The organism is Geodermatophilus sp. SYSU D00663 (assembly GCF_054050655.1).
The window spans coordinates 64,465-88,783 of the sequence record NZ_JBJGZT010000009.1 but is presented as its reverse complement, the minus strand read 5'-3'; the positions used below and the strand labels follow the sequence as shown (position 1 = coordinate 88,783).

Genomic DNA, 24,319 nt, shown 5'->3' with positions numbered 1-24,319 from the left:
TCGTCGGGGTCCTGGGGGTGCCGCTACTCGCTCGCCGCGCCCGCCACCGCCGGCTCGCCGGCGAGGTCGGCCGCGAGCGCCCGGGCGGCCCGGATGGCGAGGGCCACGCTGGTGAGCGTCGGGTTGCACGAGTTGGCGGTCGGGATGAGCCCGTTGCCGGCGAGCACCAGGCCGGGCACGCCCCACACGCGGGAGAAGGGGTCGCAGACGCTGGTGCCGTCGTCGGCCGGTCCCGTGCGGACGGTGCCCATGTAGTGCAGGGAGCTGCCGGCGGGCATGACCTTCGGCATCCCGTCGACGAACTCCCCGAGCGCGGCGGCCGCGCGGGCCTGGTGCACGCGGGCGCGGGCGAACTCGGCCTCCTCGCGCTCGGTGAGCTCGTAGGCGATCCGGATGCCCGGCAGGCCGTGCTCGTCGGGCCGGTCGTCCTCGAAGGTCAGCCGGTCCTCGGGGCGGGGCCACTTGCGGATGCCCCAGCCCATGCCCACGTAGCCGGCGGGGTTGTCCCGGAACCGGCTGCCCTCGGGCAGCGGCGCCGGCGACACCGGGTTCCACATCAGCTGGGCGTGGTACGAGTGCCGCTCCTCGTCGAAGCCGACGGACACGATCGCCCGGATCGGGTCGACCGGGGCCGTCGGGTCCTCCCGCTCGGGCAGCAGGTCCGGCCGCACGGCCACCACGCCGAACAGCAGCGGGTGCTCGGTCAGGTACCGGCCGAGCGCGGCGGGCCGGATGCCGGAGGCCCACAGCAACTGCGGCGTGCGCAGGGCGTCGGCGGCGACGACGACCGCGTCGGCGCGCACCTCCTCCTCGGTGCCGGTGCGCAGGTCGCGCAGCACCGCGCCCACCACCCGGTCCCCCTCGCGGACCAGCCGGACGCAGAGGGTCTCCGCGCGCAGGGTGAAGCGGTCGTCGGCGGGGACGCCGTCGAGGACGACGTCGGTGCCGCTCCAGCGCAGGGAGCCGTCCGGCCGCGGGTCGGCGGCCACCGGCAGCGGACGGACGGTGATGCCGTCGGGGGCGAACTCGGCGCGGACCGTCTCGAGGATCGCGGTCGCCTGCGGCGAGCCCGCGAAGTCCGGACGGTGGACGTGCAGCAGCTCCTCGGCCTCGGTGACCAGTTCCTCCCACTCGGCCGCGTCGAGGAACGGGATCCGCTCGCTGCCCACCGGTCGCGGCGTGGCGCAGGTCCAGTGGACGCCCTGGCCGCCGACGCAGGTGGCGCCGGCCGCCGCGGGCATGCCCGGTGAGCCGTCGGCGGCGCGGCCGATGAGGTGGGTGCCCTGCCGGGCGGTGATCGTCCCCTCGACGACGACGCCGCCGGGGATGCCCGACACGCCGCTCTCGCTGGACCGCCCCTGGGAGGCCAGCCGCGCCGCCGCCTGCTCCTCCGGGTCGGGGATGTTCTTGACGTTCATGCCGGCCGGGCGGCTGACGAGCGGCCCGGCCTCGACCATGAGCACCGAGACGTCGGTCAGCTGCTCGAGCAGCACCCGGGCGTGGGTGGCCCCGGTCGGCCCACTGCCGACGATCAGGATGCGGGCGGTCATGCGTGCGCCTCCTCGGCGACGGGGGTCGTGGCCGGCTGAGCGGCCGGCTGAGCGGCCAGCTGCGCGGCCACGGCCCGGGCGGTGAGCACGCCGAACGCGACGGCGGTGAGGGTGGGGTTGCAGGCGGTCGCCGTGGGGATGACGTTGTTGCCGCCGACGTAGAGGTTGGCGGTGCCCCAGACGCGGCCGGTCGGGTCGCAGACGCTGGTGCCGTCGTCGGTGCGGCCCATCCGGGTCGTGCCGAGGTAGTGCAGCGAGCTGCCCGGGGGCATGACGAACGGCTCCCCGAGCGGGCGGCCCAGGGCCCGTGCCGCCGAGGCGACCTCCTCGACGGCCGCGGCGACGGAGGCGCGGTCGGCGTCGCTGAGGGCGTAGTCGATGCGGATGGCCGGCAGCCCGTGCGGGTCGAGGTCGCCCTCGTCGAACCGGACGCGGTTGTCCGGCGAGAGCTCCTTGCGGCAGAACCAGCCCAGGCCCACCACCTGGCCGCGCCGGACGGTGAGGCCGGGGTCCAGCGGCACCGGCGAGGCGTCCATCTGCATGACCTGGCCGTGGAACGGCCGGTCGGCGGCGTAGGGCACCCAGGAGACACCGGAGACCGGGACGATCGCCCCGCCGCCCGGCGCGGCGGCGGCGGTGACCGGGAGGTCCGCGTCGACGGGCGCGTCCGCCGGGACGTACCGCTCGTCGAGCAGGGAGGCGGCCATCACCTGCGGGTGCTCGGTGAGGTACCGGCCGAGCGCCTGCGGCCGGATGCCCGAGGCCCACAGCAGCTGCGGCGTGCGGAAGGCGTCGGCGGCGACGACGACGGCGCAGGCGGGGATCGTGTACCGCTCCCCCGACGCCAGGTCGACCGCCTCCACGCCGGTCACCCGGTCGCCGTCCAGCAGGACGCGCCGGGCCAGGGTGCCGGTGCGCAGCTCCACGCCCGGCCGCTCCCACAGGTCCCCCGCGATGATCGCCGGGCCGGTCCAGTGCAGCGAGCCGTCCTCGCCGACCGTGACCGCCACCGGCATCGCGCCGACCGGCCGGCGGTGCGGCCGGTCGAACAGCTCGCCCAGGACCCGCTGCACCGCGCCGGTCAGCGGCGCCCGGTCGAAGGCGTGCGTCGTCACCGCCAGCAGCGCCTCGGCGCGGGTCAGCGCCTCGTCCAGCACGTCGGGGTCCACGCAGTCGGGCACCTCGTCGTCGACCGGCCGCGGGCAGGCCGCGGTCCAGTGCGCGCCCATCCCGCCGACGTTGGTCGAGATCGCCGCGTTGGGCATGTCCGGAGCGCCGACCAGGGCGGTGCCCGGCCGGGCCGGCGTGCCGCCCGGCAGCGGGCCGGGCCCCGTCGCCAGCGCCGCGAGGGCGGCGTCGCGGGCCTCGACGTCGGCGATGTTCTTCACGTGGCCGCCGGCCGGGTCACCGAGCGCCTGCCCGGCCTCGAGCACCAGGACGCGCAGGCCGGATCCGGTGTCGGCCAGCTCCCGCGCCACCGCGGTGCCGACCGGCCCGGAACCGACGACGACGACGTCGACATCGACGTCGACGTCGTGGGACGTGCTCATCGGGCGGCCACCGCGGGTTCGGCCTCGAGCAGCCGCTTGAGCATGTCGTGCTGCGCGCGGACCTGGTCGAAGGCGCTGTACCGGTCGCTGTAGGCGTGGGCCTCGTACTCGCTGGAGACGAAGCCGTCGTAGCCCTGCTCGCGCAGGACGCGCGCGACGGCCGGCCAGTCGATCGACGGGTCGGTGAGGCCGTCGGGGCCCTCGACGATCCCGTAGAACTTGCCGTGCACGTGGACGACGTGGGGGAAGAAGTCGGCCCACCGCTCGGGCGCCATGCGCCCGTGCATGGTGAACAGCATCTTGAGGTTGCCGATCTGGGGCGGCGTGGCGCCGGCCTCGGCCGCCCGCCGCTCCAGCTCCGGGAACTTCGCCATGGTCGGGCCGGGCTCGGCCCACAGCTCCTTGGTGAGCGCGGTGAGCTCCGGGGCGATGCCGGCGGCCCGGTGGGCGTCGTCGACGGCGTCCGGGACCGCCCGCATGCTCGCGCTCATGTCCGGGATGAAGCCCAGCCACGGGGTGTCCAGCCGGGTGAACAGCTCCTTGAGCGCGGCGACCGGCGGGGCGTCGAGCGTCAGCGGGGCGTGGATCTCCACGCCGACCTTGACGCCGAGCTCCTCGGCCAGCGGCAGCAGCCGCTCGAGGATCGCCGGGCCGGTCTCGATGCCGACGCGCGCGACGGGGAAACCGAGCGCGGCCGCCCCGCGCAGCTGCACGGCGACGTACTCGTGGGACTCGTCGTCCGAGAGCAGCCGGCCCGGGTACAGGCCCAGGTCGTTGTTGATCGCCAGGCACGACGGCGTGAGCCCCGAGGACTCGAGGACCCCGCGGACCTCCCGCTCCTGGTCCCCGGACAGCCGGGGCCAGCCGCGCAGGCTCTGGAAGGCGACCATCTCCAGCCCGGGGCCGAGGTCGCGGGCGGCGACCTCGCGGACGAGCGAGGCGAAGTCCCCGCCGGGACGGCGCTGCTCGAGGGTGAGGCTGAACAGGGTGGTGCCGAGGCGGGGCAGCCCCGGCGCGGTGTCCGTCACGAGCGTGCTCCCGCCGCGGTCAGGGTCTTGTCGGTGGCGCTGGGCGCCACCAGGGGCACCCGGTCCGGACCGGTGAGGATGTAGGGGATCGACAGGCCCAGCAGCAGCTGGACCCGGTGCTCGCGGCCGGGCGCCGTCTCGACCGGCGTGTGCAGCACCAGCGGGTCGGTGGTGAACCAGTACTCGTCGCCGGCCCCGGCCACCTCGGTCAGCGGGTGGCGGGTGCCGTTGACGGTGACCGACAGCTCGGCGGGGTCGATCCGGCGGCCGTCGACGGTGAGGTCGACGCGGGCCAGCGAGGGCAGCGGCAGAGCGCGGTACCAGTGCGAGTAGACGGCGATGTCCAGGCCGTCGGGGGTGGCGGTGAGCGAGTCGGCGCGCACCACCTGGTCGTCGAGGGGTCCCATGTCCGTTCCTCTCAGGCGGCCAGCGTCAGGCGCTTGCTGTCGCGGCCGCCGCCGGGCACCGGCATGTACGAGATGCGCAGGCGCACCGCGACGGCGACCTCGTGCTCGCCGGGCGTCAGCGGCTCGTCGGTCTCGAAGGTGAGCCGGGCCCGCTCCCCCATCTCCCAGCGGTCGTCGGTGGTCCGCGGCAGCTGGTCGAAGGTGTAGGTGTTGCCGTGCACGGTGAAGGTGGTGCGCGCCGGCGGCACGGGGCGGCCGTCGAGGACGAGGTCGACGGCCTCGACCATCGACAGCGCCAGGCCGCGGTAGTACGGCATCCGCACCTCCACGACGCCGCCGGTGCGGCCGTCGTCGAGGGCGCGGAAGCCCTCCTCGCAGACGATGTACCTGTCGAACATCAGGCGTCCTCTCCGGTGGTCTCGCCGAGCAGGCGGGCGAACATGGCGTGCTGGCGGCGGACCTGCTCGACGCTGTCCACGGGGTGCACGTCCTGGATGTGGCGGTTGCCCTCGTACTCGCTGGACAGGTGGCCGTCGAAGCCGCCCTCGACCAGCACCGGGACGATCCGGTCGTAGGGGATCGAGTACTCGACCCCGTCCTCGGTCATCTCGTAGAACTTCGCCTGGATGTGCCCGATGAGGGGCATGTGCTCGAGCATCGCCTTGGGCTCGCTCCAGATGTAGTGCGTCGCCTGACGGGCCAGGCCGAAGTCGACCGGGCCGCCGCCGCGGTAGTTGACGATGTCCATCAGGGCGTGGGTGTCGCCGTGGTCGTCGTAGGTCTCGACGATCAGGTCGACCAGCTCGGGCTTGGCGCCGTCCCGCAGCGCCCGCTCGCTGACCACGCGCGGGAACCGCTCGACGTAGACGCCCATGTCCGGCATCAGCCCCAGCGCGGGCGACCCCGTGCGGTACATGACCTCGAGGTGCTCGAGGATCCACGGGTGCTCGTAGTGGAAGGGCGCGTGCACCTCGAGCAGCAGCCGGACGCCCTGCTCCTCGGCGTAGGGCGCCGCCTCCTCCATGACCTCCGGCGGCGTGTTGATGATCGCCCGGACGACGGTCGCGCCGAGCCGGACGGCGATGTCGACGTCGCGGCAGATCGAGGCGACCTGCTCCTCGCGGGTCAGCCACCGGTCGCGGTGCAGCTTGGTGTCCAGGAAGAGGTCGGTGGCGACCGGCGTGGTGCCGTACCGCTCCATCCAGGAGAACCAGTTCCCGACGAACTCGTCGCTGACGTGCGGGAACCCCGGGATCATCTGCTCGGGGATGATCTCGATGCCCCGGGCGCCGATCTCCCCGGCGACGCGGATGCAGTCCTCCACGGACAGCGTCCGGAGGAAGTACTCCTCCTGGAACGAGTAGAGGCTCACGCCCCGCTTGATCTGGTGTGCCGGTGCGCTCACGGGGATCCCTCCCGGTCAGGCGGTCGCCGCGGCCAGGCGCGGCGACCGGGGGGCGATGGCCTGCCCGGTGGACAGGTCGAAGAAGTGCAGGGCCGACGGCGGCACGGCGAACTGCGCGCGGGTGCCCTCGCGGACGGCCGCGGTCCCGGGCAGCCGGGCGTGGAGGACCGAGCCGGAGCCCAGCGCCCGCAGGTCCTCGGCGGCGGCCTGGTCGATGTCGGCGGCGATCTCCAGCGTCGCCTCGGTGACGACGGGGTCGGCGTCGACGCGGAGGTGGAGCAGCTTCTCCGGGGGGAGGTTCTCCACCAGCTCGACGTCGGCGACCAGCCGCGGCCACGCGGGATCGGCGCCGGCCGCCTCGCGCAGCGCCTCGGGACGCAGGCCGAGGGCGACCGGGGTGGCGTCCGCGCCGGCGAGCGCCGGGTGGGCGTCGAGCGCGCCGGCCGGCAGCACCAGCCGCTGGGAGCCGAGCACGATCTCGGCGCCGGTGGGCGTCCGGGTCACGGTGGCGCTCAGGACGTTCATCGGCGGGGAGCCGATGAACTCGGCGACGAACAGGTTGGCCGGGGACTCGTAGAGCTCGTCCGGGGTGCCCAGCTGCTGCAGCACGCCCTTGCGCAGGACCGCGATGCGGTCGCCCATCGTCATGGCCTCGACCTGGTCGTGGGTGACGTAGAGCGTGGTGGTCCGGTACTCGCGCTGGAGGTTGCGGATCTCGGCGCGCATCTGGCCACGCAGCTTGGCGTCGAGGTTGGACAGCGGCTCGTCCATGAGGAAGGCCTGCGGCTGGCGCACGATCGCCCGGCCCATGGCCACCCGCTGCCGCTGCCCGCCGGACAGCGCCTTCGGCTTGCGGTGCAGCAGCTCGGTGAGGCCCAGGGACTCGGCCGCCCTGTCCACCCGCTGCCTGACCTCGGCCTTGCCGACACCGGCGCACAGCAGCGGGAAGCCGATGTTGTCCCGCACGGACATGTGCGGGTAGAGCGCGTAGTTCTGGAAGACCATCGCGATGTCGCGCTGCGAGGGGTGCACCTCGTTCACGACGCGGTCGCCGATGAGCAGCCGGCCGTCGGAGATCTCCTCCAGGCCCGCGGCCATGCGCAGCGCGGTCGTCTTGCCGCACCCGGAGGGACCGACGAGGACGAGGAACTCGCCGTCGCGGATGGACAGGTCGAGCTCGGAGACGGCCTGCGTCCCGTCCGGGTACCGCTTGGTGATCCGGTCGTAGGTGATCGATGCCATGACTGCTCCTGCTGCGGGTGGGGGTCGGTCAGGACGGGCTGTCGGCGCGGGCGGGCGTGCGGGGGTCCACCCAGTGCGGGAGGTCCCAGGGGCGGGCGAGGGCGTCCCGGAGGCGGGCGGCGAGGTCGGCGGCGTCCGGCAGCGGCGAGCTGCGGCCGTCGTCGCGGGCGTAGACGCGGCAGGTGAGGGCGGGCGGGGTGTCCACGGGGAAGAGGTCGCGGCGGCCGACGGTGAAGGTGGGCGACCCGGGGAAGCCGAGCTGCGCCGCCTCCTCGCGGGTGCGGACCTCGCGCTCGACGACGTGCACGTCCGCCCGGCCGAGCTCGGCGAGGGTGTCCCGGAGCAGGGCGGCGGCCCGGTCGTGCGTGGGGCAGCCGGCCCACCAGAGCAGCTCCACCCGCCACTTGATCGAGCAGCCGGCCGGCGAGGTCAGCGGCCGGGTCACCTCGCGCCCGGCCAGCACGTCGTCGAGCGCGGCGCGCAGCCAGCCGGCGTCCTGGGCCGGGTCGTCGTGGTCGCCGTCGGGGGCGCCGTGGTAGCGGACCAGCCCGGCCCGGTCGACGACGAAGACCTCGGGGGTCGCGGTGGCGCCGTAGGCACGGGCGGCCGACTGCTCGGCGTCGCGGAGGAAGGGACCGGCGAGCTCGCCGGCGGCGACGCGGCGCCGCATGCCCTCGAGGGAGTCCTCGGGGTGGTCGGTCTCGTCGTTGCTCACGACCTGCAGCACGACGACGTCCCGGTCGGCGTAGGAGCGGGCGACGTCCTGGACGCGGTCGTGCCAGGCGCGGGCGAACGGGCAGCCGTTGGCGGTGAAGACGACGACGGTCGCCGTGTGCGCGCCGGGGTCGAGCCGGACCGCCGCCCCCTCGGTGTCCGGGAGGACGAACGACGGCGCGGGGTCGCCGACGGTGAGCCGGGTGCCGGTCACGCCGCGACCTCCACCCAGGCCTGCGTCGCCGCGGACCGCAGCACCGCCCGCGTGACCCGGGCGGCGCGCGCGCCGTCGGTGAAGGTGGGCAGCCCGTCGGGCGCCTCGCCGCCGACGGCGGAGTACGTGTCGGCGACGAAGGCGTCGAAGCAGTCCTGGTAGCCCTGCGGGTGGCCGGCGGGGACGACGGAGTAGCGCGCGGCGGCCGGGTGCTCGGAGGAGCCGCGCAGCAGCTGCCGGTTGACCTCGCGGCCGCCGATCCACAGCGAGTCGGGGTTCTCCTGGTCGAAGCACAGGCTCTCGGCCGCGCCGTCGACGGAGAACCACAGCCGGTTCTTCCGGCCGGGGGTCACCTGGCTGACGGTCAGGTTGCCGACCGCGCCGCGGTCGGTCTCGAACAGCACGACGGCGGCGTCCTCGGTGGACACCGGGCGCCCACCGCGCTCCGGGTGCACGGTCAGCGTGCGCGCGGCCAGCCGGGTGATCCGGTGGCCGGAGACGAACTCGACCAGGTCGCACCAGTGCACGCCGATGTCGGCGAAGGCCCGCGAGGCGCCGCCGGTGGCGGCGTCGACCCGCCAGTCGTCGTCGGCGCCGTCGGCCAGCCAGTCCTGCAGGTAGGAGCCGTGCAGCAGCCGCACCGGGCCGGCCGTCCCGTCGGCCACGCGGGCCCGGGCCTCGCGCACGGTCGGGTAGAAGCGGTAGACGAAGGGCACGGTGGCGGTCACCCCGGCGTCGGCGGCCAGCGCCCGCAGCTCCTCGGCCTCGGCGGCGTCGACGGCCAGCGGCTTCTCGCACACGACGTGCTTGCCGGCCGCGACGGCCGCCCGCACCAGCGGGGCGTGCGAGGCGTTGGGCGTGCACACGTGCACCACGTCGACGTCGTCGGCGGCCAGCAGCTCCTCGACGGTGTCGCACGCCGACTCCGCCCCGATCCGCTCGCGACCGGCCCGCGAGGACTCCGGCGTCGACCCGGCGACGCGGGTGACCACACCGCCGCCGCGCCGGACGGCGCGGGCGTGCACCGTGCCCATGAAGCCGACACCGACGATGCCGGCCCGGATCCGATCGCCCACGGGGTCTCCTTCGGTGGTGCGGCGGCCACCTGCGTGACCTGGGACTCATACTTCTTCCGATTGTCGGAGGAAGTCAATGACGAGAGTGCTGTTCCTGGTGATGGAGCGCATCGGCGCCGTCGATGCCCGCGCGGGGCGCTCCTCCCGCCGGGCGGGCGGCGGGAGGAGCCTGGGGCCCTACTTGATGCCGCCGGCGAAGCCCTGGATGAAGCGCTTCTGGGCGAAGAGGTAGAAGGCCAGGATCGGGATCATCGAGATGATCACGATGGCGAAGATCTTGTTCCAGGCCGAGACCAGCGAGCCGACGTAGTAGTACATCGACACCGTCAGCGTCTGGCTGTCCGAGCCGCCCAGGAAGATCAGCGCGGTGAAGAAGTCGTTCCAGACGATGAGGCCGGTCAGGATCGCCACCGTCCCGGTCGCCGGCGCCATCAGCGGCAGGACGACCCGGAGGAACACGCGTGCCGGGCCGGCGCCGTCGAGCGCGGCCGCCTCCTCGTAGTCCCGGGGGAGGTTGCGGAAGAACCCGGCGTAGAGGAAGACCGCCAGCGGCATGAGCGTGCCGACGTAGAGGACGATCATCCCCCACACCGAGCCGACCAGGCCGACCTGCCGGGCGCCGATGTAGAGCGGGATGAGGCCGAGCTGGGTCGGCAGCACGATGGCGACGAGGAAGAGGTAGAAGGCGACGCTCCCCCACCTCGCCGTCGTGCGGGCCAGGACGTAGGCCGCCAGTGAGCCGAAGGCGACCAGGCCGAGGATGCTGCCCACGGTGATCACCACGCTGTGGAACAGGCCGAGCAGGATGTTGGAGTCACCGCCGGCGGTCAGCACCTCGGTGAAGTTCTCGAGGGTCGGCCGGCTCGGCGGGGTCGAGGACCCGGTGGTGAGCAGCTCCTCGTCCGGCTTGAGCGCGTTGATGACGAGGAAGTAGAACGGCAGCAGGGTCAGCAGGGCGACGGCCCAGACGAGCACCTCGCGCAGTGCCGTCGCCTTCGTGTAGCGGAACATCGGCTCGGATCCCTTACGACCGGTCCTTGGTGGCAGCCTGCTGCAGCACCGAGAAGACGAGCATGATGAGGGTCAGCAGGAGCGCGAGTGCGGCGCCGAAGCCGAAGTTGCTCAGCGCGAACGTCTCCTTGTAGACCTGCGTGGCCAGCGTCTCCGTCGCCCCCGCGGGTCCCCCGCCGGTGAGCGCCATGACCTGGTCGAAGACGCGCAGGCCCTGGATGAGCATGAGCGTCGACGCGATCGCCACCGAGGGGCGGATCGACGGCAGCGTGATGTACCGGAAGCGGCGCCAGGTGCTGGCCCCGTCCAGCGCCGCCGCCTCCTCGATCTCGGCCGGCACGGTGGCCAGTCCGGCGAGGTAGATGACCATCACCATGCCGGTCGTCTGCCAGGCCATGACGACCAGCACCGCCCACAGGGCCAGCGTCGGGTCGGCGAGCCACGTCTTCGGCGCCATGCCGAACCAGCCCAGGACGCCGTTGAGCGGGCCCTTGAAGTCGAAGATGAACTTCCAGATGTAGGAGACCGCCAGCGGGCTCAGCACGACCGGCATGAAGAACAGGACCCGGAGCAGGTAGCGCGTCTTCAGCGTGCGGTTGAGCGCCAGTGCCAGCAGCAGCCCGACGACGTTGGTGGCGATCAGGAAGCCGAAGGCCAGGAACAGCGTGTTCTTCAGCGACCCGATGAGGGTGGGGTCCTCGAAGATGCGGCGGAAGTTGTCCAGGCCGACGAAGTCGAAGTCGCCGATCCCGGTCCAGTTGGTGAAGGCGTAGAAGGCCCCGCCGGCGGTGGCGACGTAGTGGATCAGCAGCACCGCCAGGACGGCGGGCAGCGCCCACCACCAGCGGCCGTAGGTGATGAGCGGCCGGCTCCGCCGGGAGCGGGCGGAACGCCCGCCCCCGGCGGCCGGGACCGTGCCCCGGACGACTGCACCGGTGTCCTGCGGGGTGCCCATGGTTGCGGTCATCGTCAGTCCCTCGGTGCGTCCGGAGGTGCGGTCGGGAGGTGGTGCCGGGATCAGCCGGCCCGGGTCACTGGTCCCAGGCCTGGTCGATCGACTCGAGCACGGACTGGACGTCGCCCTGGCCGGCGAGCAGGCCCTGGACGCCGGTCGACAGCGCGTCGTACACGCCCGGGTTCGGCCAGGCCAGGTTCGGCAGCGGCGCGTAGTCCCCGTTCTCCAGCAGGTCGGCGACCGGCTCGTACACCGGGGACAGGTTCTCGTCCGGGCCGGTGATGGCGACCCCGCCCTGCAGCTCGGTGAACCGGGCGGCGTTCTCCGGCTCGGCCATCCAGGCCAGGAACTCGCGCGCGGCCTCCTTGGCGCCCTCGTCGGCCGAGGCGTTGATCGACAGCGCGTAGTTCGGGCTGGCGAGCAGGAACGGCTCCCCGCCGTCGGCCGGCGGGAACGGCTGCACCTGCAGGTTGAGCCCCGGGCTGGCGTTGGCCAGCTCGGTGGCGGCGGCCCCGGGGACGAAGGCGCCCAGCGAGGTGCCCTGCGTCAGGCCCTGCGTGATGGCGTCGAAGCCACCACCGGCCGCGCCCTGCTGGAAGCAGCCGGCCTCGTTCATGTCGACGATCGTCTGCAGGGTGGCCTGCCAGCCCTCGCTGTCGGCGAAGCTGACGTCACCGGCCGAGCGCTGCTCGTTCCAGTCCGGGGTCTCGGCGTAGACCCGGGTGGCGGAGATGGCCATGGCCATCAGGCCCATGTTCGGCGGGGCGGATCCCGCGGCGGCGAGGAACGACTTGCCGTCCCCGGCCAGGGTGCCGCAGGCGTCGATCATCGCGGACTCGTCCGCGGGGACCTCGACGCCGGCCTCGGAGGCCGCGCTGGAGTTCCAGACCATGCCGACGGGGATGATGCTGGTCGGCTGCGCGTAGACCTTGCCGTCGATCTCGAACAGCGACTCGTTGCCCTCGGGGATGAGGGCCGCCGACTCCTCGCCGAGCTCCTCGATGTAGCCGGCCTCGGCCATGGGCAGCACCGCGTTGGCGTTGCCGGCGCCGGGCGAGAACATCAGGACGTCCGGGGCACTGCCGCCCTGCAGCTGGGTGCGCATGGACAGGCCGTAGCTGTCCGGCGGCAGACCCTGCGTCTCGATCTGGACGCCGGTCTCCTCGGAGTACTGGTCGGCGAGCAGCTGCCAGGGGTTCTCCTGCCCGCCCGAGGCGTTCTCGAAGGCGAAGCTGAAGCTGTTCGCGGCCCCGCCGGAGCCGCCGGAGCCGCTCTCCTCGTCCCCGCCCCCGCAGGCGGCGAGCGTCAGCGCGCTCACGGCCGGAACGGCGACGAGGACCCCGATGCGGCGGAGCCCCCGGTGACGGTGCTGGGTCATGTGTTGCCTCTCTCCACGTGTCCGGGGACCGGACGACGACTGCGACGCTGGATGTCGAGCACCGCGTCCGGCCGCTGGAGCGCCGTCCGCGTGATGGCAACCACATACTTCTGCCATCGAGCGGAGGAAGTCAATGCAACATGGACGTAACGCTGGTGATGCCGGGCATCAGCCGCGGTGATGACGTGGACCACAGCGGTCCGCCGTCACGCGGACGGGCGGTCCGGCGTGTCCACGATCTCCGGATGACCGGACGGGGAGCCCCAGGGCAGCCACAGCGCCAGCCGGTCCGGCGTGAAGAGGTTGTCCAGGACGAGGTGGACGGCGCCGGCCAGCCCGGCGGCCGCCCCGAGCGCGGACGGCTCGATCCGCAGCGTGCGCGTCGCCAGCGGCAGCGACCGCCGGTAGACCGACTCCCGGATGACCGCCAGGACGTGGTCGCCGGCGTGCACCACTCCCCCGCCGAGGACCACCAGGCCGGGGTTGTAGAAGCTGACCAGGGTCGCCAGCGTGCCGCCGACCAGCCGGCCGGCCCGCGCGAGCAGGGCGCGAGCCGCCGGGTCGCCGCGCTCCGCGGCGGCGGTCACGTCCGCGGCCGTCAGGTCGCCCCGGGCCGCGAGGGCCTCGGCCAGCACCGGACTGCCTCCGCGCTCCGCCAGCTGGCGCCCGTCGCGGGCCAGGGCCGCCCCACCGGCCACCGCCTCCAGGCAACCCACGTTGCCGCAGCGGCAGATGACCGTGTCGGCCTCGGCGACGGCCACGTGACCGATGTCGCCGGCACACCCGTTGACCCCGCGGTGCAGCCGCCCGCCGGACACCAGGCCGGCGCCGATGCCCGTGCCGATCTTGACGTAGAGCAGGTCGCCCGTCGCGGCGGCGGCGGGGTTGGTGCGCAACTCGCCCAGCGCGAGGACGTTGACGTCGTTGTCCACCCAGACCGGGGCGGCGAAGCGGCCGGCCAGCCGCTCGCGGACGGGGTAGCCGTCCCACCCCGGCATGATCGGCGGGGCGACGGGCCGCGAGGTGGCGAACTCGACGGGGCCGGGGACGCCCACCCCGACGCCCCACAGTGGCGGCGGGTCCGTCAGCCGGGCGAGCAGCCCCTCGACCAGCTCCTCGACCCGACCGAGCACCGCGTCGGGTCCGTCGGCGACGTCCACGGGCTCGTGGGTCTCCACGAGGACGTGACCGGAGAGGTCGGCGAGGCCCACGGCCATCCCGGTGGCGCCGATGTCGGCACCGGCGACCAGGCCCGCCGCCCGCCGCAGCCGGAGCCTCCGCGGGGCACGGCCGCCGTTCGACGGAGCCAGCCCGTCCTGCGCGACGAGACCGGCCGCCTCCAGGTGGGCGACACGCTGGGCCACGACGGTCCGGCCGAGTCCGACCCGCTGGACGAGCCGGGGCTGGGTGATCCCCGGGGAGGTCCGGATGGCGTCGAGGACGGCGACGAGTCCGTCCGACCGGTCACCGGACACCGGCGACACCGCCCGGGCGGCCGGTGTCCACGTTCACGGACGCAGCGTAACGGAGCTTCTACCTCTCTGCGGCAGAAGTTCGGGGCTACCCGACGGAACCCGTCCCGGTTCAGGCGGGGACGTGCCCGTCGAGTGCCGTGATCGTGGCCCCGCCGCTGCGGGCGTCGAGCACCGCCGGGAGGTGGTCGGGACTGAACAGCTCTCCCAGCGCGAACTCGACGGCGCCGGTGATCCCGGCGATCTCCTGGTCGAAGGCCGACGGCTCGATCCGCAGGTCCCGGGTCGCCGAGGGCAGGGCCAACCGGTAGATCTCCTCGCGGATCGCGGCCAGGACGTGGGCGCGCGCCCGGGCGACGCCTCCGCCGACCACGACCAGGTCGGGGTCGAACACGTTGACGAGGATCGCGAGACTGCGCCCGATCATGGTGGCGCTGCGGTGCAGGAGCGCACGGGCCGCGGCGTCCCCCCGGCCCGCGGCCTCGGTGACGTCGACCGGGCGGATCCGGCCGGTGCGGGCCAGGACCTGGGCGAGGGCGGGGCTCTGCGCCGTCTCGGCCAGCAGCCGGCCGTCGCGGACCAGGGCCGCACGCCCGGCGACCGCTTCCAGGCACCCCGTCCTGCCGCAGTGACAGGCCACGTCGTCCGCGCCCGGTACCGGGACGTGGTCGATGCCACCGGCGAGCCCGTGGGCGCCCCGGTGGATCCTGCCGTCGAGCACCACCGCGGCGCCGAGGCCGTAACCACCGCCCAGGTAGATCATGTGCCGCGAGCGCGCCGCGACCGGGTTGACCCTGCGCTCACCGAGAGCCGAGAGGTTGGTCCGGTTGTCCACCCAGACCGGGACCCCGAAGCGTTCGGCCAGCCGCTCCCTGATGGGGTGGCGGCTCCAGTCCGGGAGCGTCGGCATGGTGGCCGGTTCGCCGCTGTCGTAGGCCACCGGCCCGGGCATGCCGACACCGAAGGACCACAGGCTGCGGTGGGCGCCCACCTCGTCGACCAGCTCGGCGGCCAGCTGTTCGACGGCGCCGATGACGATCTCGGGTCCGTCGACGACGTCGATCTCCCGGTGGCGCGTCTCCAGCAGCGCGCCCGAGAGGTCGGCCACCCCGACCACGAGCTCGTTCGTGGCGATGTCCGCGCCGAGCACGTAGCCGGCCTCGCTGTGGAGACGCAGGCGGCGCGGCGCCCGGCCACCCGTGGAGGGCCCGAACCCGTCGGAGACGACGAGGCCGGCCGCCTCCAGCTCCGCGACCCGCTGCGCGACGACGCTCCGGCCGAGGCCCACCTGTTCCACGAGCATCGGCTGCGTGATGTCCGACGAGCTGCGGATGGCGCCGAGCACGGCGGCGAGGCCGGCGTAGCGGTCACTCGGCACGACTGCGTCTCCTCCCCTGTCCGGTCGCTCCCATCATCCGGCGCAAGTGCAGCACGGTGACGGCCCACCGGCACGAGATCGTCCCGAGGGGTCACCGGCGAGCGGTCGGGACCCCGTCAGCGGGACCGGCCCGCGTTGAGCCGGGCGGCCTGGCGCAGCAGGTGGTCGCGCTCGGCGAGGTCGGTCGCCCTCCCGGCCGCCTCGGCGTACAGCCGCGCCGCCGTCGCGAGGTCGCCGTCGCGCTCGTGCAGGTAGGCCGCGACCGCGGTGTGGCGGGGCAGCGAGTCGTCCAGCGCCGCCAGCTCCGCGAGGCCCGCGCGGGGTCCGTCGGCCTCGCCGACGGCCACCGCCCGGTTGAGCCGGACCACCGGGCTGCCGGTCAGGCGGACGAGTTCGTCGTACCACTCGACGATCTGCACCCAGTCGGTCTCCGCCGCGGTGGGCGCGTCCGCGTGCAGCGCCGCGACGGCGGCCTGGGCCTGGTACTCCCCCAGCCGGTCCCGGGCGAGGGCCGCCTGCAGGATCCCGATCCCCTCGGCGATCAGCCCGGTGTCCCACCGGCTCCGGTCCTGCTCGGCGAGCGGCACCAGGCTCCCGTCGGGCGCGGTCCGGGCGGCGCGCCGGGCGGAGTGGAGCAGCATGAGGGCGAGCAGCCCCTGCACCTCGGGGTGGTCGACCACGGCCGCGAGCTGCCGGGTGAGCCGGACGGCCTCGGCGGCGAGGTCGACGTCGCCGGAGTAGCCCTCGTTGAAGACCAGGTACAGGACGCGCAGCACGGTGGCGACGTCGCCCGGCCGGTCCAACCGCACGCCGGAGACGGTGCGCTTGGCCCGGCTGATGCGCTGCGCCATGGTCGCCTCGGGCACCAGGTGGGCCTGGGCGATCTGGCGGGTGGTCAGCCCGCCGACCGCCCGCAGCGTGAGCGCGACCGCCGACGACGGCGTCAGCGACGGGTGGGCGCACAGGAAGTAGAGGTGCAGCGTGTCGTCCGCGGTCGGCACGGGCCCGGGCGCGGGCTCCTCCTCGACGACGTCCTCGCGCCGGCGGCGGGCGGCGTCGGCGCGGGTCGCGTCGAGGAACCGGCGCCAGGCCACCGTCACCAGCCAGCCCTTCGGGTCCCGCGGCGGGTCGGCCGGCCAGGTGCGGACCGCCTCGACCAGCGCGTCCTGCACGGCGTCCTCGGCCGCCGCGAACTCGGCTCCGCGGCGGACGAGGACGCCCAGCACGCCGGGGGTGAGGCTGCGGAGCAGGACCTCGTCCAGCGGGGCGGTCACTCCGTGATGGTGGGCGGTGCGCCCAGGAAGGGACGGACCTCGAGCCACTCGTGGATCGGCTGCCCGCCCGCCCCGGGGGCGGCCGACAGCTCCCCGGCCAGCTCGACGGCGCGCTCCTGGCTGTCGACGTCGATCACCATCCAGCCGGCGATGAGGTCCTTGGTCTCGGGGAACGGGCCGTCGGTGACCGGCGGGCGGCCCTCGCCGTCGTACCGGACCCACAGCCCCTCCGGGGAGAGCGCCTGGCCGTCGACGAACTCGCCGGTCCCCTCCAGCCTGGCCGCGAAGTCCTCCATGTACTGCACGTGGGCGGAGATCTCCTCCGGCGTCCACTTCTCCATGGGGACGTCGTTCACCGCCGCCGGGGCTCCGCGGTAGTGCTTGAGCAGCAGGTACTTGGCCATCGTGGTCTCTCCTCGGTGCCGGTGCGGCCCATCCTGGCCGCTCGCACCCCGGGGACGGAGCCGGTCCCGCGTTCTCGACACCGCCGTCCGGATCTCCTGGCGCCGGGCGGCGGGTCACGCCCCGACGAACTCCCGGAGCCCGACGCCGTGCTCCCGCGCGAGCAGCTCGGCCGCCTTCTCGCCGATCATGATCGTGGCGGCGTTCGTGTTGCCGCTGACCACGTTCGGCATGACGCTCGCGTCCGCGACGCGCAGCCCGCCGACGCCGAGCACGCGCAACCGCGGATCGACGACCGACCCGATCCGGCAGGTGCTCGTCAGGTGGTAGACGGTGAACGAGTAGTGGCGCGCCAGGTCGGCGATCAGCTCGTCGCTCGGGACGTCGCCGCGGGTGTGACCGTGCGTCTCGGCCAGCCGCCGCGGCAGCAGGAGGTCGCCGATCTCGTGCTCGCGCCTCATCCGGTCCACGACGTCGAGCGCCCGGCGCACCACCGCCGTCATCACGGCCACGTCGTGCGGGTCGGTGAGGTAGTTCATCCGGATGTCGGGCGCGGCCAGCGGATCGGCGCTCGCCAGGCGGATCTCGCCCTCGCTGTGCGGCTGCACCGGGTTCGCGAGCACGAAGAGGTTCTCGGCGGTCGGCGACAGGTCGACGGCCGGGTCGTCGAAGTACTCCGCCGCGTCGACGTGCAGGCAGGAGTCCCAGATGTCGACGGAGTAGCCACACACGAACACGGCGATCTGCGCGTCGTGGGTGTGCTCGTCCCCGAGGCCGGTCGAGAACCAGGCACCCGCGTCGTAGAGCGACGAGGACACCAGCCCGCTGCCGGTCGTGAACCACTCGGTGAGCTGGCGCTCCGCCTCCGCCTTCAGCTCCTGCAGCTCCGGCGGCAGGGACGCGTCGTCGGCCGGGTCGGCCGGCAGTGGACCGGCCGGCGCCCGCAGTGCGTCCGGCCCCAGGGCCACGCCCACACTGGCCATCGAGACGCCCAGCCCCGGCGCCGGGTGCATCAGGCCCACCTGCAGGTGGTCCTTGAGGTGGCGGCCCACCTCGGGTGCGTCGACCAGGCACCGGATGCCGAGCGACTCCAGCTGCCCGCGCGGCCCGACGCCCGAGAGCATGAGCAGCTGCGGGGACCCGACCGCGCCGGCGCTGAGGACCACCTCGCGCGCAGCGTCGACCACCTCGGTGGTGCCGGCGGCCGTGACGTACTCGACACCGGTCGCCCGCAGGGCACCCGGCTCGCCCGAGAGGAGCACCCGGGTGGCCTGCGCGTGCGTGATCACCGTCAGGTTCGGCCGCTGCTCGGCCTCGCCCTCGAGGAACGCGTGGTAGGTGCTCGAGCGCCTGCCCTGCTTCGTGGTCGTCTGGAACAGCGAGACGACGCCGGCCGGGCCACCCCGGTCGCGGCCGTTGTAGTCACCGAGCGGGATGCCGGCGGCGACCGCGGCCTCGACGAACGCCTGCGCCCCCGGCAGCACCGGGCTGCGCACCGACACGCCGAGCGGCCCCTCCGTGCCGTGGGCGGGCAGGTCGAGTGGGAGGGCCTCGCTCGGCACCAGCCCCTCGCTCTTCCGGAAGTAGGGCAGGACCTCCGCGAAGCTCCAGCCGTCGGCGCCGCCGGCGGCCCAGGCGTCGAAGTCACCCGGGTGGCCGCGCACGTAGGCCATGTAGTTGATGCCCGACGAGCCGCCGAGCATGCGGCCGCGGGGCACCATCATCCGGCCGCCCCGCAGCCCCTTGCCGCAGGCGCCCGCGTCGGCGGTGAGCATCCAGTCGGTCTCGGGGTCCGCCTGCAGGACCGGGCAGGCGGCCGGCACCAGCTCGACCGCCGGCGGCCGGTCCCCGGCCTCGATCAGCGCCACCCGGACGTCCGGGTCCTCCGACAGCCGGGATGCGATCACCGCTCCGGCAGAGCCACCGCCCACGACGACGAAGTCCACGCTGCCCGCCATCGCGCGACGGTAGTACCGGCACCCGGACGTCGACAGTGCGTTCGGCCACGGGACCCGCACCCGCGACCGGGCAGGACGCGCTGCGGCGCGGCGCCGGTCCTGAGCCCGGACCACGCCGTCACCCTCCTGGACGCCGGCGCCGTGGTCCTCGCCCTCGCCCTGCACGACCGGGCGAAGCCCGCCCGCGCCGGGCCGGGACGTCCTGCACCGCAGCCGCGGCGTGTGCGGCCCTGACGACGTCGTCACCCCGTGCGCCGCCGCGGTCCTGGCCGTCGCTCCGTGCGGCTGGGGTCGAGGAGGCCGGCGGCGGGGACGCACCCCCGGGCCCGTCCGCGGAGGGCAGGGCCGGGGAGCCGCCGTCGGACGGGCGCCCGGGGCGGGGGTCAGCGGGCGGGGTCGACCACCGTCATCCCGGCGACGGTCGCCCGGTCGAACCCCGGCAGCAGGGCCGCCGCCTCGTCGAGGCCGATGGTCCGCTCGACCAGCCGCTGCGGCTGCAGCGAGCCCTGCTCGACGAGCGCCATCATGGCCGGGTAGTCCGACGCGGCCATGCCGTGGCTGCCCAGCAGGTCCAGCTCCCAGCCGATCACCCGGGCCATCGGGACCCGAGGATGACCGTCGACCGGCGGCAGCAGCCCGACCTGCACGTGGCGCCCCCTGCGGCGGAGGCTCAGGACCGAGTCGGCGCAGGTCTGCTCGCTCCCCACGGCGTCGACGGCGACGTGGCTGCCGCCCGAGGTCAGCTCCGCGACGGCGGCCGGGACGTCGCGGCCGTCGGCCCGCACCGTGTGCTCCGCGCCGAGAGCGGCGGCCACGGCGAGGGCCTCGGGGTTGCGGTCCACCGCGACCACCCGGGCCCCCAGCGCGCGGGCGATCGCCACCGCGCTCAGGCCGACGCCACCCGCACCCACCACGGTGACCCACTCCCCCTCGCCGACCCGCGCGCGGGCGGCCAGGGCGCGGTAGGCCGTGGCGAACCGGCACCCCAGGCTCGCCGCGCTCGCGAAGTCCACCCGGTCGGGGATGCGCACCAGGTTGGTGTCCGCCGCGTGCAGGGCGACGTACTCGGCGAAGGACCCCCAGTGGGTGAAGCCCGGCTGCTGCTGGTCCGGACAGACCTGCGCCTCCCCGGCCCGGCACCACGCGCAGCGGCCGCAGCCGCAGACGAACGGGACGGTCACCCGGTCACCGGCCCGCCAGCGGGTGACCTCGGCCCCGACCTCGACCACCACCCCGGCGAGCTCGTGCCCGGGCACGTGGGGGAACGCGATCTCGTCGTGCCCGGCCCAGGCGTGCCAGTCGCTGCGGCACATCCCGGTGGCCATCACCCGCAGCACCACGCCGCCGGGCGGGGCCGGAGGCTCGGGCACCTCCCGCACCCGGGGGCGGGCCCGGACCGAGTCGACCACGACGGCGCGCACCGGCACATGCTGTCAGGCGTCGCGCCAGAACCCGGTGAGCCGCCCGGTGAGCGCCCTGCCCCGGTCGGGGGCCGCCCGGGCGGCGGGCGGACGCAGCGACAGGTCCATCGCGTTCGCGCCGGAGGTCGCCGGGCCGGCGGTGGTCCTCGTCCCGGCCGAGGGAGGGACCGGCGGACCGTGGATGACCGCTCGCGGCGACGGTAGGAACGACGCAGCACCGACGAGGGAGGCGACGTGATCGACCGGGCCGGGCTGGCGGAGTTCCTCCGCCGCCGTCGGGAGGCGCTGCAGCCGGAGGACGTCGGCCTCCCCCGCGGGCCGCGGCGCCGGACGAGCGGGCTGCGGCGCGAGGAGCTCGCCGTCCTCTGCCACATGTCCACCGACTACTACGCCCGGCTGGAGCAGGAGCGCGGGCCGCAGCCGTCGGAGCAGATGGTGGCCGCGATCGCGCAGGGCCTGCACCTCACGCTCGACGAGCGTGACCACCTGTTCCGGCTGGCCGGCCACCGCCCGCCCGCCCGCGGGGCCGACGGCGAGCACGTCGGCCCCGGCCTGCTGCGGATCCTCGACCGGCTCGGCGACACCCCGGCGGAGATCGTCACGGAGCTGGGCGAGACGCTGCGGCAGACCCCGCTCGCCGTCGCGCTCACCGGCGACGCGACCCTGCGCACCGGGCCGGCGCGCAGCCTCGGCTACCGGTGGTTCACCGATCCCGCCGCGCGGGCGCTGCACGCCCCGGAGGAGCACGCGTTCCTGTCCCGGCTCTACGCCTCGGGTCTGCGCGAGCTGGTCACCCTGCGCGGCCCCGGCTCGCGGGCCGCGCGCCTCGCCGAGCTGGCGCTCGCCCGCAGCGAGGAGCTGCGGCGGCTGTGGGACGCGCACGAGGTCGGCATCCGCCCGCGCGAGGTCAAGCGGTTCGTCCACCCCGTCGTCGGCCCGCTGGAGCTGGCCTGCCAGTCGCTGGTCGACCCCGACCAGTCGCACCGGCTGCTCGTGTACACCGCCGTCCCGGGCAGCGAGAGCGCCGAGCGGCTGCAGCTGCTGGCCGTCCTCGGCACCGCCGCGGCGCCCGCGGACCGGGCCGTCCCCGGCTGAGCGGGGACGGCCCGGGACGGTCAGCGCGGGAGGGGGCGCACCCCGTCGGGCGCGGCCGCGGGGAAGGACACCCCCGTCAGCCGCTCGGACAGGCGCCACATCCGCTCGGCGTCCCCGGCACCGCGCATCGCGCGGTAGGGCTCCTGCTCCGCGGGAGCGCCGGCGGTGGAGCCGGGACCGTCCGGGCCGTAGAACCGGCCGCCGCCGTCCGGCGCGGTCGCGGCGAGCAGGGCCGGTAGCGCCGCGCTCTCCACGGTGCCGGCGAGGCCCAGCCGCGACAGCACGCGGATGAGCCGCACGCCGGTGGTGTCCCGGGCGCGGCCGACCTCCGGCCGGGCCGCGAGCAGACTGGTCGGCGCGATCCCGGGGTGGGACAGGTCGCTGGTGATCCCCCAGCCGCCGGCGGCGCTGCGCCGTTGCAGCTCCAGGGCGAACAGGCCGACGGCGACCTTCGACTGGGCGTAGGCCCGCTGCCCGTCGTAGGTCCGCTCCCAGTTCGGGTCGTCCCAGTTCACCGCTCCGCGGCGCGCCGCCACGCTGGTCTGCGAGGTCACCCGCGCCCGGCCGGCCCGCAGCAGCGGCAGCAGCGCGGCGGCGAGCGCGACGTGCCCCAGGTGGTTGGTGCCGAACTGCAGCTCGAAGCCGTCGGCCGTGGTCCGCCGGTCCGGCGGCCGCATGACGCCGGCGTTGGCGACGAGCAGGTGCACCGGCCGCCCCTCGGCCCGGAGCGTCTCGCCGAGCGCCGCGACGGAGGCGAGGGAGGACAGGTCGAGGTCGCGCAGGGAGACGTCGGCGTCCGGGACCTGCGCGCGGATCCGGGCGACCGCGGCCTCGCCCTTGCGCGGGTTGCGGACCGGCAGGACCACCTCGGCGCCGGCCGCAGCGAGCCGGCGGGCCAGCACGAGGCCGACGCCGTCGCTGCCTCCCGTGACGACGGCGCGGCGGCCGGTGAGGTCGGGGACGGGGACGTCGGGGCGGGAACGCGGCATCGGGTGCTCCTCGGGTCGTGGGGACCCCAGCCTCACCGCGCGAGGCGCCCGTGTTCAGGGACGGCCGATCCGCGGATCGCCGGTCCCCGGCCGCGGCGACGCCGGCCGGGACGCACCACGCCCCGGCGGGCCGGCGCGGCTCCCGTCCGGTGCCAGGACGCAAGCCGCCGCCGCTGCGCCCGGGACGCCAGGGCTGCTCCTCCACGGGACCGAAGACGGTCAGGAGCAGCCGTCCCGACCAGGGCCGCGCCGGCCCCGACCAGGTCCGCGGTCGTGGCCCCGGGATCGGGGACCTCGAACGCGACGCGGATCCGGGCCGGGACGCGGTGGCCCACCTCGACCTCGTCGGTGTACTCGGCGTGGCGGTACTCGGCGTGGCGCGGGTCGTTGATCTCCGGCGTCGCCCGGCCGGCGTCGAGGACGACGGGGCCGCCGTCGGCTTCGCGGGCCTCCTGCTCGGGCAGCCCCCGCACGTCGCGGAGGAAGCGGACCGCGGCCCCGTGGTCCGTCGCGGTGACCACCAGGCGGTGTCCGGTGACCCGGTGCCCCTGCTCCGTCATGGGGTCTTCCCGGCCGCGGTGGCGGTGTGCCGCGGGAGGTCATCGTGTCGCATGCGGACGAGCCGGCCCAGGTGCCGGCTCCTGCCGCCGGCGATCGGGGTCGCACCGCCAGCGACGTGCCGTCGGCTCCGGGGGCCCCGCCGGCCCGGGTGCGTGGAGGATGGCTCGATGCTGGTCACCGAGGACCGGGACGGCGTCGCCGTCCTGCGCATCGAGCACGGCCGGGTCGGCGCCCTGGACGTGGAGCTGCTGGACGCCCTGACCGAGGCCGTCACCGCGTCCGACCGGGCGCTGGTCGTCACCGGCACCGGCTCGTCGTTCTCCGCCGGGGTGGACCTGCGCCGGATCCTCGACAGCGGCCCGTCCTACACCGAGCAGCTCCTGACGGCGCTGTCCCGGACCTTCCGCGCCGTGTTCGACCACCCGCGGCCGACGGTCGCGGCGGTCAACGGGCACGCGATCGCCGGCGGCTGCGTGCTCGCCCTGGCGTGCGACCTGCGGCTGATGTCGGCCGGGCGGATCGGGTTGACCGAGCTGGCGGTCGGTGTCCCCTTCCCGACCGCCGCCCTGGAGATCACCCGGCACGCGCTCGGCTCCCGCGCCGGCCGGGTGCTGCTCGGCGCGCAGGCCGTGGACCGCGAGCGGGCGCTCACCCTGGGGATGGTCGACGAGCTCCCCGAGCCCGGCGACCTGCTGCCGCGGGCGGTCGCGCTGGCCGGGGAGCTGGCCGCCCGGTCGCCGGAGTCCTACCGGCTGGCCAAGGACGCGCTCCACCGCCCGGTGACCGCGGCGATCGAGGCGACCGCCGGCGGTGACGCGGCCGTCCTCGCCGGCTGGACCGCCGACGACACCCGGCGGCGGATCGAGGCCGCGCTCGCGGCACTGGCACGGCGCTGACCGCCGGCCCATCGCTGCTGGGCCGTGGTGCTCCAGTTCCGTGGGATCCGCGGTCGCTCGTTCCTCGTCGCCGGCGATGACGGACGTGAGCGGACGCCGGCGCCCTGCCACGGACACGCCCGCACCTGCGACCAGCACGGCGGACACCCCGGGCGGCTGCCGACACCCCGGCCCGCCGGATCGCCACCGCTGGTCCACGCCGGAGCGGACACGGCCAGGGACTGGCGTCGGGTCGACGTGCGAGCGAGGGCCCGGCGTCCCCTCGGTGTGCCGGACGACCGGAACAGGCCTGGTCCTCCCGTTCCGTTCACCAGGGCGGCGACGGCCGAGGCCCGGCACGGCA

The 24,319-nt window shown here is 75.1% G+C and carries 22 protein-coding genes; 2 read left to right on the top strand and 20 right to left on the bottom strand.

Annotation, left to right across the window (positions count from 1 at the left end; genetic code table 11):
- Window positions 1-23: 23 nt before the first annotated feature.
- From ACI79Z_RS09105 to ACI79Z_RS09020, 18 genes are all read right to left on the bottom strand, one after another.
- Window positions 24-1,550, bottom strand: a complete 1,527-nt coding sequence (locus ACI79Z_RS09105) for a GMC oxidoreductase (protein WP_456902416.1) — start codon at window positions 1,548-1,550, stop codon at window positions 24-26.
- Entirely contained in the window at window positions 1,547-3,100 is a 1,554-nt protein-coding gene (locus ACI79Z_RS09100) for a GMC oxidoreductase (RefSeq protein WP_456902415.1), read from the bottom strand. Before ACI79Z_RS09100 ends, ACI79Z_RS09105 begins: the two co-directional genes overlap by 4 nt.
- Entirely contained in the window at window positions 3,097-4,128 is a 1,032-nt protein-coding gene (locus tag ACI79Z_RS09095) for a sugar phosphate isomerase/epimerase family protein (RefSeq protein ID WP_387988102.1), read from the bottom strand. The genes ACI79Z_RS09100 and ACI79Z_RS09095 overlap by 4 nt, the downstream gene beginning before the upstream one ends.
- Window positions 4,125-4,535, bottom strand: coding sequence for a C-glycoside deglycosidase beta subunit domain-containing protein (locus tag ACI79Z_RS09090; RefSeq protein ID WP_387988101.1), 411 nt, complete (start codon window positions 4,533-4,535; stop codon window positions 4,125-4,127). The genes ACI79Z_RS09095 and ACI79Z_RS09090 overlap by 4 nt, the downstream gene beginning before the upstream one ends.
- An 11-nt stretch (window positions 4,536-4,546) precedes the next feature.
- A complete protein-coding gene (locus ACI79Z_RS09085) occupies window positions 4,547-4,933 on the bottom strand; it encodes a C-glycoside deglycosidase beta subunit domain-containing protein (protein ID WP_387988100.1) in 387 nt (128 codons plus the stop codon).
- Window positions 4,933-5,940, bottom strand: a complete 1,008-nt coding sequence (locus ACI79Z_RS09080; protein WP_456902414.1) for a sugar phosphate isomerase/epimerase family protein — start codon at window positions 5,938-5,940, stop codon at window positions 4,933-4,935. Before ACI79Z_RS09080 ends, ACI79Z_RS09085 begins: the two co-directional genes overlap by 1 nt.
- 15 nt (window positions 5,941-5,955) lie before the next feature.
- Window positions 5,956-7,182: an ABC transporter ATP-binding protein gene (locus ACI79Z_RS09075; RefSeq protein ID WP_387988098.1), complete on the bottom strand. Its 1,227-nt coding sequence runs from the start codon at window positions 7,180-7,182 to the stop codon at window positions 5,956-5,958.
- A 28-nt stretch (window positions 7,183-7,210) separates the two neighbouring features.
- A complete protein-coding gene (locus ACI79Z_RS09070) occupies window positions 7,211-8,110 on the bottom strand; it encodes a thioredoxin family protein (RefSeq protein WP_456902413.1) in 900 nt (299 codons plus the stop codon).
- On the bottom strand, window positions 8,107-9,186 hold the full coding sequence (locus ACI79Z_RS09065) for a Gfo/Idh/MocA family protein (RefSeq protein ID WP_456902412.1): 1,080 nt from the start codon (window positions 9,184-9,186) through the stop codon (window positions 8,107-8,109). The genes ACI79Z_RS09070 and ACI79Z_RS09065 overlap by 4 nt, the downstream gene beginning before the upstream one ends.
- A gap of 177 nt (window positions 9,187-9,363) precedes the next feature.
- Window positions 9,364-10,197 carry a carbohydrate ABC transporter permease gene (locus ACI79Z_RS09060; RefSeq protein ID WP_387988095.1) on the bottom strand — a complete coding sequence of 278 codons (834 nt, stop codon included), beginning with the start codon at window positions 10,195-10,197 and terminating at the stop codon, window positions 9,364-9,366.
- 13 nt (window positions 10,198-10,210) lie between these two features.
- Complete coding sequence (locus ACI79Z_RS09055) at window positions 10,211-11,152, bottom strand: carbohydrate ABC transporter permease (protein ID WP_456902411.1); 942 nt, start codon at window positions 11,150-11,152, stop codon at window positions 10,211-10,213.
- Between the two features lie 76 nt (window positions 11,153-11,228).
- Complete coding sequence (locus ACI79Z_RS09050; protein ID WP_387988093.1) at window positions 11,229-12,470, bottom strand: ABC transporter substrate-binding protein; 1,242 nt, start codon at window positions 12,468-12,470, stop codon at window positions 11,229-11,231.
- Window positions 12,471-12,736: 266 nt separating this feature from the next.
- Window positions 12,737-14,005 (bottom strand): ROK family transcriptional regulator, encoded by a 1,269-nt coding sequence (locus ACI79Z_RS09045; RefSeq protein ID WP_456902410.1) that lies wholly within the window; start codon window positions 14,003-14,005, stop codon window positions 12,737-12,739.
- A gap of 109 nt (window positions 14,006-14,114) precedes the next feature.
- The gene (locus ACI79Z_RS09040; protein ID WP_456902409.1) at window positions 14,115-15,380 is read right to left on the bottom strand and encodes an ROK family transcriptional regulator; all 1,266 of its coding nucleotides are present in this window, start codon (window positions 15,378-15,380) and stop codon (window positions 14,115-14,117) included.
- A 116-nt stretch (window positions 15,381-15,496) separates the two neighbouring features.
- Window positions 15,497-16,654: an RNA polymerase sigma factor gene (locus tag ACI79Z_RS09035; RefSeq protein ID WP_456902408.1), complete on the bottom strand. Its 1,158-nt coding sequence runs from the start codon at window positions 16,652-16,654 to the stop codon at window positions 15,497-15,499.
- Window positions 16,651-17,058 carry a YciI family protein gene (locus ACI79Z_RS09030; RefSeq protein ID WP_387988089.1) on the bottom strand — a complete coding sequence of 136 codons (408 nt, stop codon included), beginning with the start codon at window positions 17,056-17,058 and terminating at the stop codon, window positions 16,651-16,653. Before ACI79Z_RS09030 ends, ACI79Z_RS09035 begins: the two co-directional genes overlap by 4 nt.
- A 114-nt stretch (window positions 17,059-17,172) precedes the next feature.
- Entirely contained in the window at window positions 17,173-19,014 is a 1,842-nt protein-coding gene (locus ACI79Z_RS09025) for a GMC family oxidoreductase (protein ID WP_456902407.1), read from the bottom strand.
- 383 nt (window positions 19,015-19,397) lie between these two features.
- Window positions 19,398-20,435, bottom strand: a complete 1,038-nt coding sequence (locus tag ACI79Z_RS09020) for a zinc-binding dehydrogenase (RefSeq protein WP_456902406.1) — start codon at window positions 20,433-20,435, stop codon at window positions 19,398-19,400.
- A 234-nt stretch (window positions 20,436-20,669) separates the two neighbouring features.
- Between ACI79Z_RS09020 and ACI79Z_RS09015 the strand changes: the two genes are divergently transcribed.
- Window positions 20,670-21,530, top strand: coding sequence for a helix-turn-helix transcriptional regulator (locus tag ACI79Z_RS09015; RefSeq protein ID WP_456902405.1), 861 nt, complete (start codon window positions 20,670-20,672; stop codon window positions 21,528-21,530).
- 20 nt (window positions 21,531-21,550) lie between these two features.
- On the opposite strand, the gene ACI79Z_RS09010 is transcribed toward ACI79Z_RS09015, so the two are convergent.
- Window positions 21,551-22,519 (bottom strand): SDR family oxidoreductase, encoded by a 969-nt coding sequence (locus ACI79Z_RS09010; RefSeq protein WP_456902404.1) that lies wholly within the window; start codon window positions 22,517-22,519, stop codon window positions 21,551-21,553.
- A 32-nt stretch (window positions 22,520-22,551) separates the two neighbouring features.
- Window positions 22,552-23,079, bottom strand: a complete 528-nt coding sequence (locus tag ACI79Z_RS09005) for a hypothetical protein (RefSeq protein ID WP_456902403.1) — start codon at window positions 23,077-23,079, stop codon at window positions 22,552-22,554.
- 168 nt (window positions 23,080-23,247) lie between these two features.
- On the opposite strand from ACI79Z_RS09005, the gene ACI79Z_RS09000 reads away from it, so the two are divergent.
- Window positions 23,248-23,976, top strand: coding sequence for an enoyl-CoA hydratase/isomerase family protein (locus ACI79Z_RS09000; protein ID WP_456902402.1), 729 nt, complete (start codon window positions 23,248-23,250; stop codon window positions 23,974-23,976).
- Window positions 23,977-24,319: the final 343 nt, after the last annotated feature.

Coding starts and splice junctions, on each gene's coding strand:
- ACI79Z_RS09005 (WP_456902403.1), bottom strand. CDS start 23,079: ATGACGGAGCAGGGGCACCGGGTCACCGGACACCGCCTGGTGGTCACC.
- ACI79Z_RS09030 (WP_387988089.1), bottom strand. CDS start 17,058: ATGGCCAAGTACCTGCTGCTCAAGCACTACCGCGGAGCCCCGGCGGCG.
- ACI79Z_RS09090 (WP_387988101.1), bottom strand. CDS start 4,535: ATGGGACCCCTCGACGACCAGGTGGTGCGCGCCGACTCGCTCACCGCC.
- ACI79Z_RS09025 (WP_456902407.1), bottom strand. CDS start 19,014: ATGGCGGGCAGCGTGGACTTCGTCGTCGTGGGCGGTGGCTCTGCCGGA.
- ACI79Z_RS09055 (WP_456902411.1), bottom strand. CDS start 11,152: ATGGGCACCCCGCAGGACACCGGTGCAGTCGTCCGGGGCACGGTCCCG.
- ACI79Z_RS09000 (WP_456902402.1), top strand. CDS start 23,248: ATGCTGGTCACCGAGGACCGGGACGGCGTCGCCGTCCTGCGCATCGAG.
- ACI79Z_RS09105 (WP_456902416.1), bottom strand. CDS start 1,550: ATGACCGCCCGCATCCTGATCGTCGGCAGTGGGCCGACCGGGGCCACC.
- ACI79Z_RS09060 (WP_387988095.1), bottom strand. CDS start 10,197: ATGTTCCGCTACACGAAGGCGACGGCACTGCGCGAGGTGCTCGTCTGG.
- ACI79Z_RS09085 (WP_387988100.1), bottom strand. CDS start 4,933: ATGTTCGACAGGTACATCGTCTGCGAGGAGGGCTTCCGCGCCCTCGAC.
- ACI79Z_RS09075 (WP_387988098.1), bottom strand. CDS start 7,182: ATGGCATCGATCACCTACGACCGGATCACCAAGCGGTACCCGGACGGG.
- ACI79Z_RS09100 (WP_456902415.1), bottom strand. CDS start 3,100: ATGAGCACGTCCCACGACGTCGACGTCGATGTCGACGTCGTCGTCGTC.
- ACI79Z_RS09010 (WP_456902404.1), bottom strand. CDS start 22,519: ATGCCGCGTTCCCGCCCCGACGTCCCCGTCCCCGACCTCACCGGCCGC.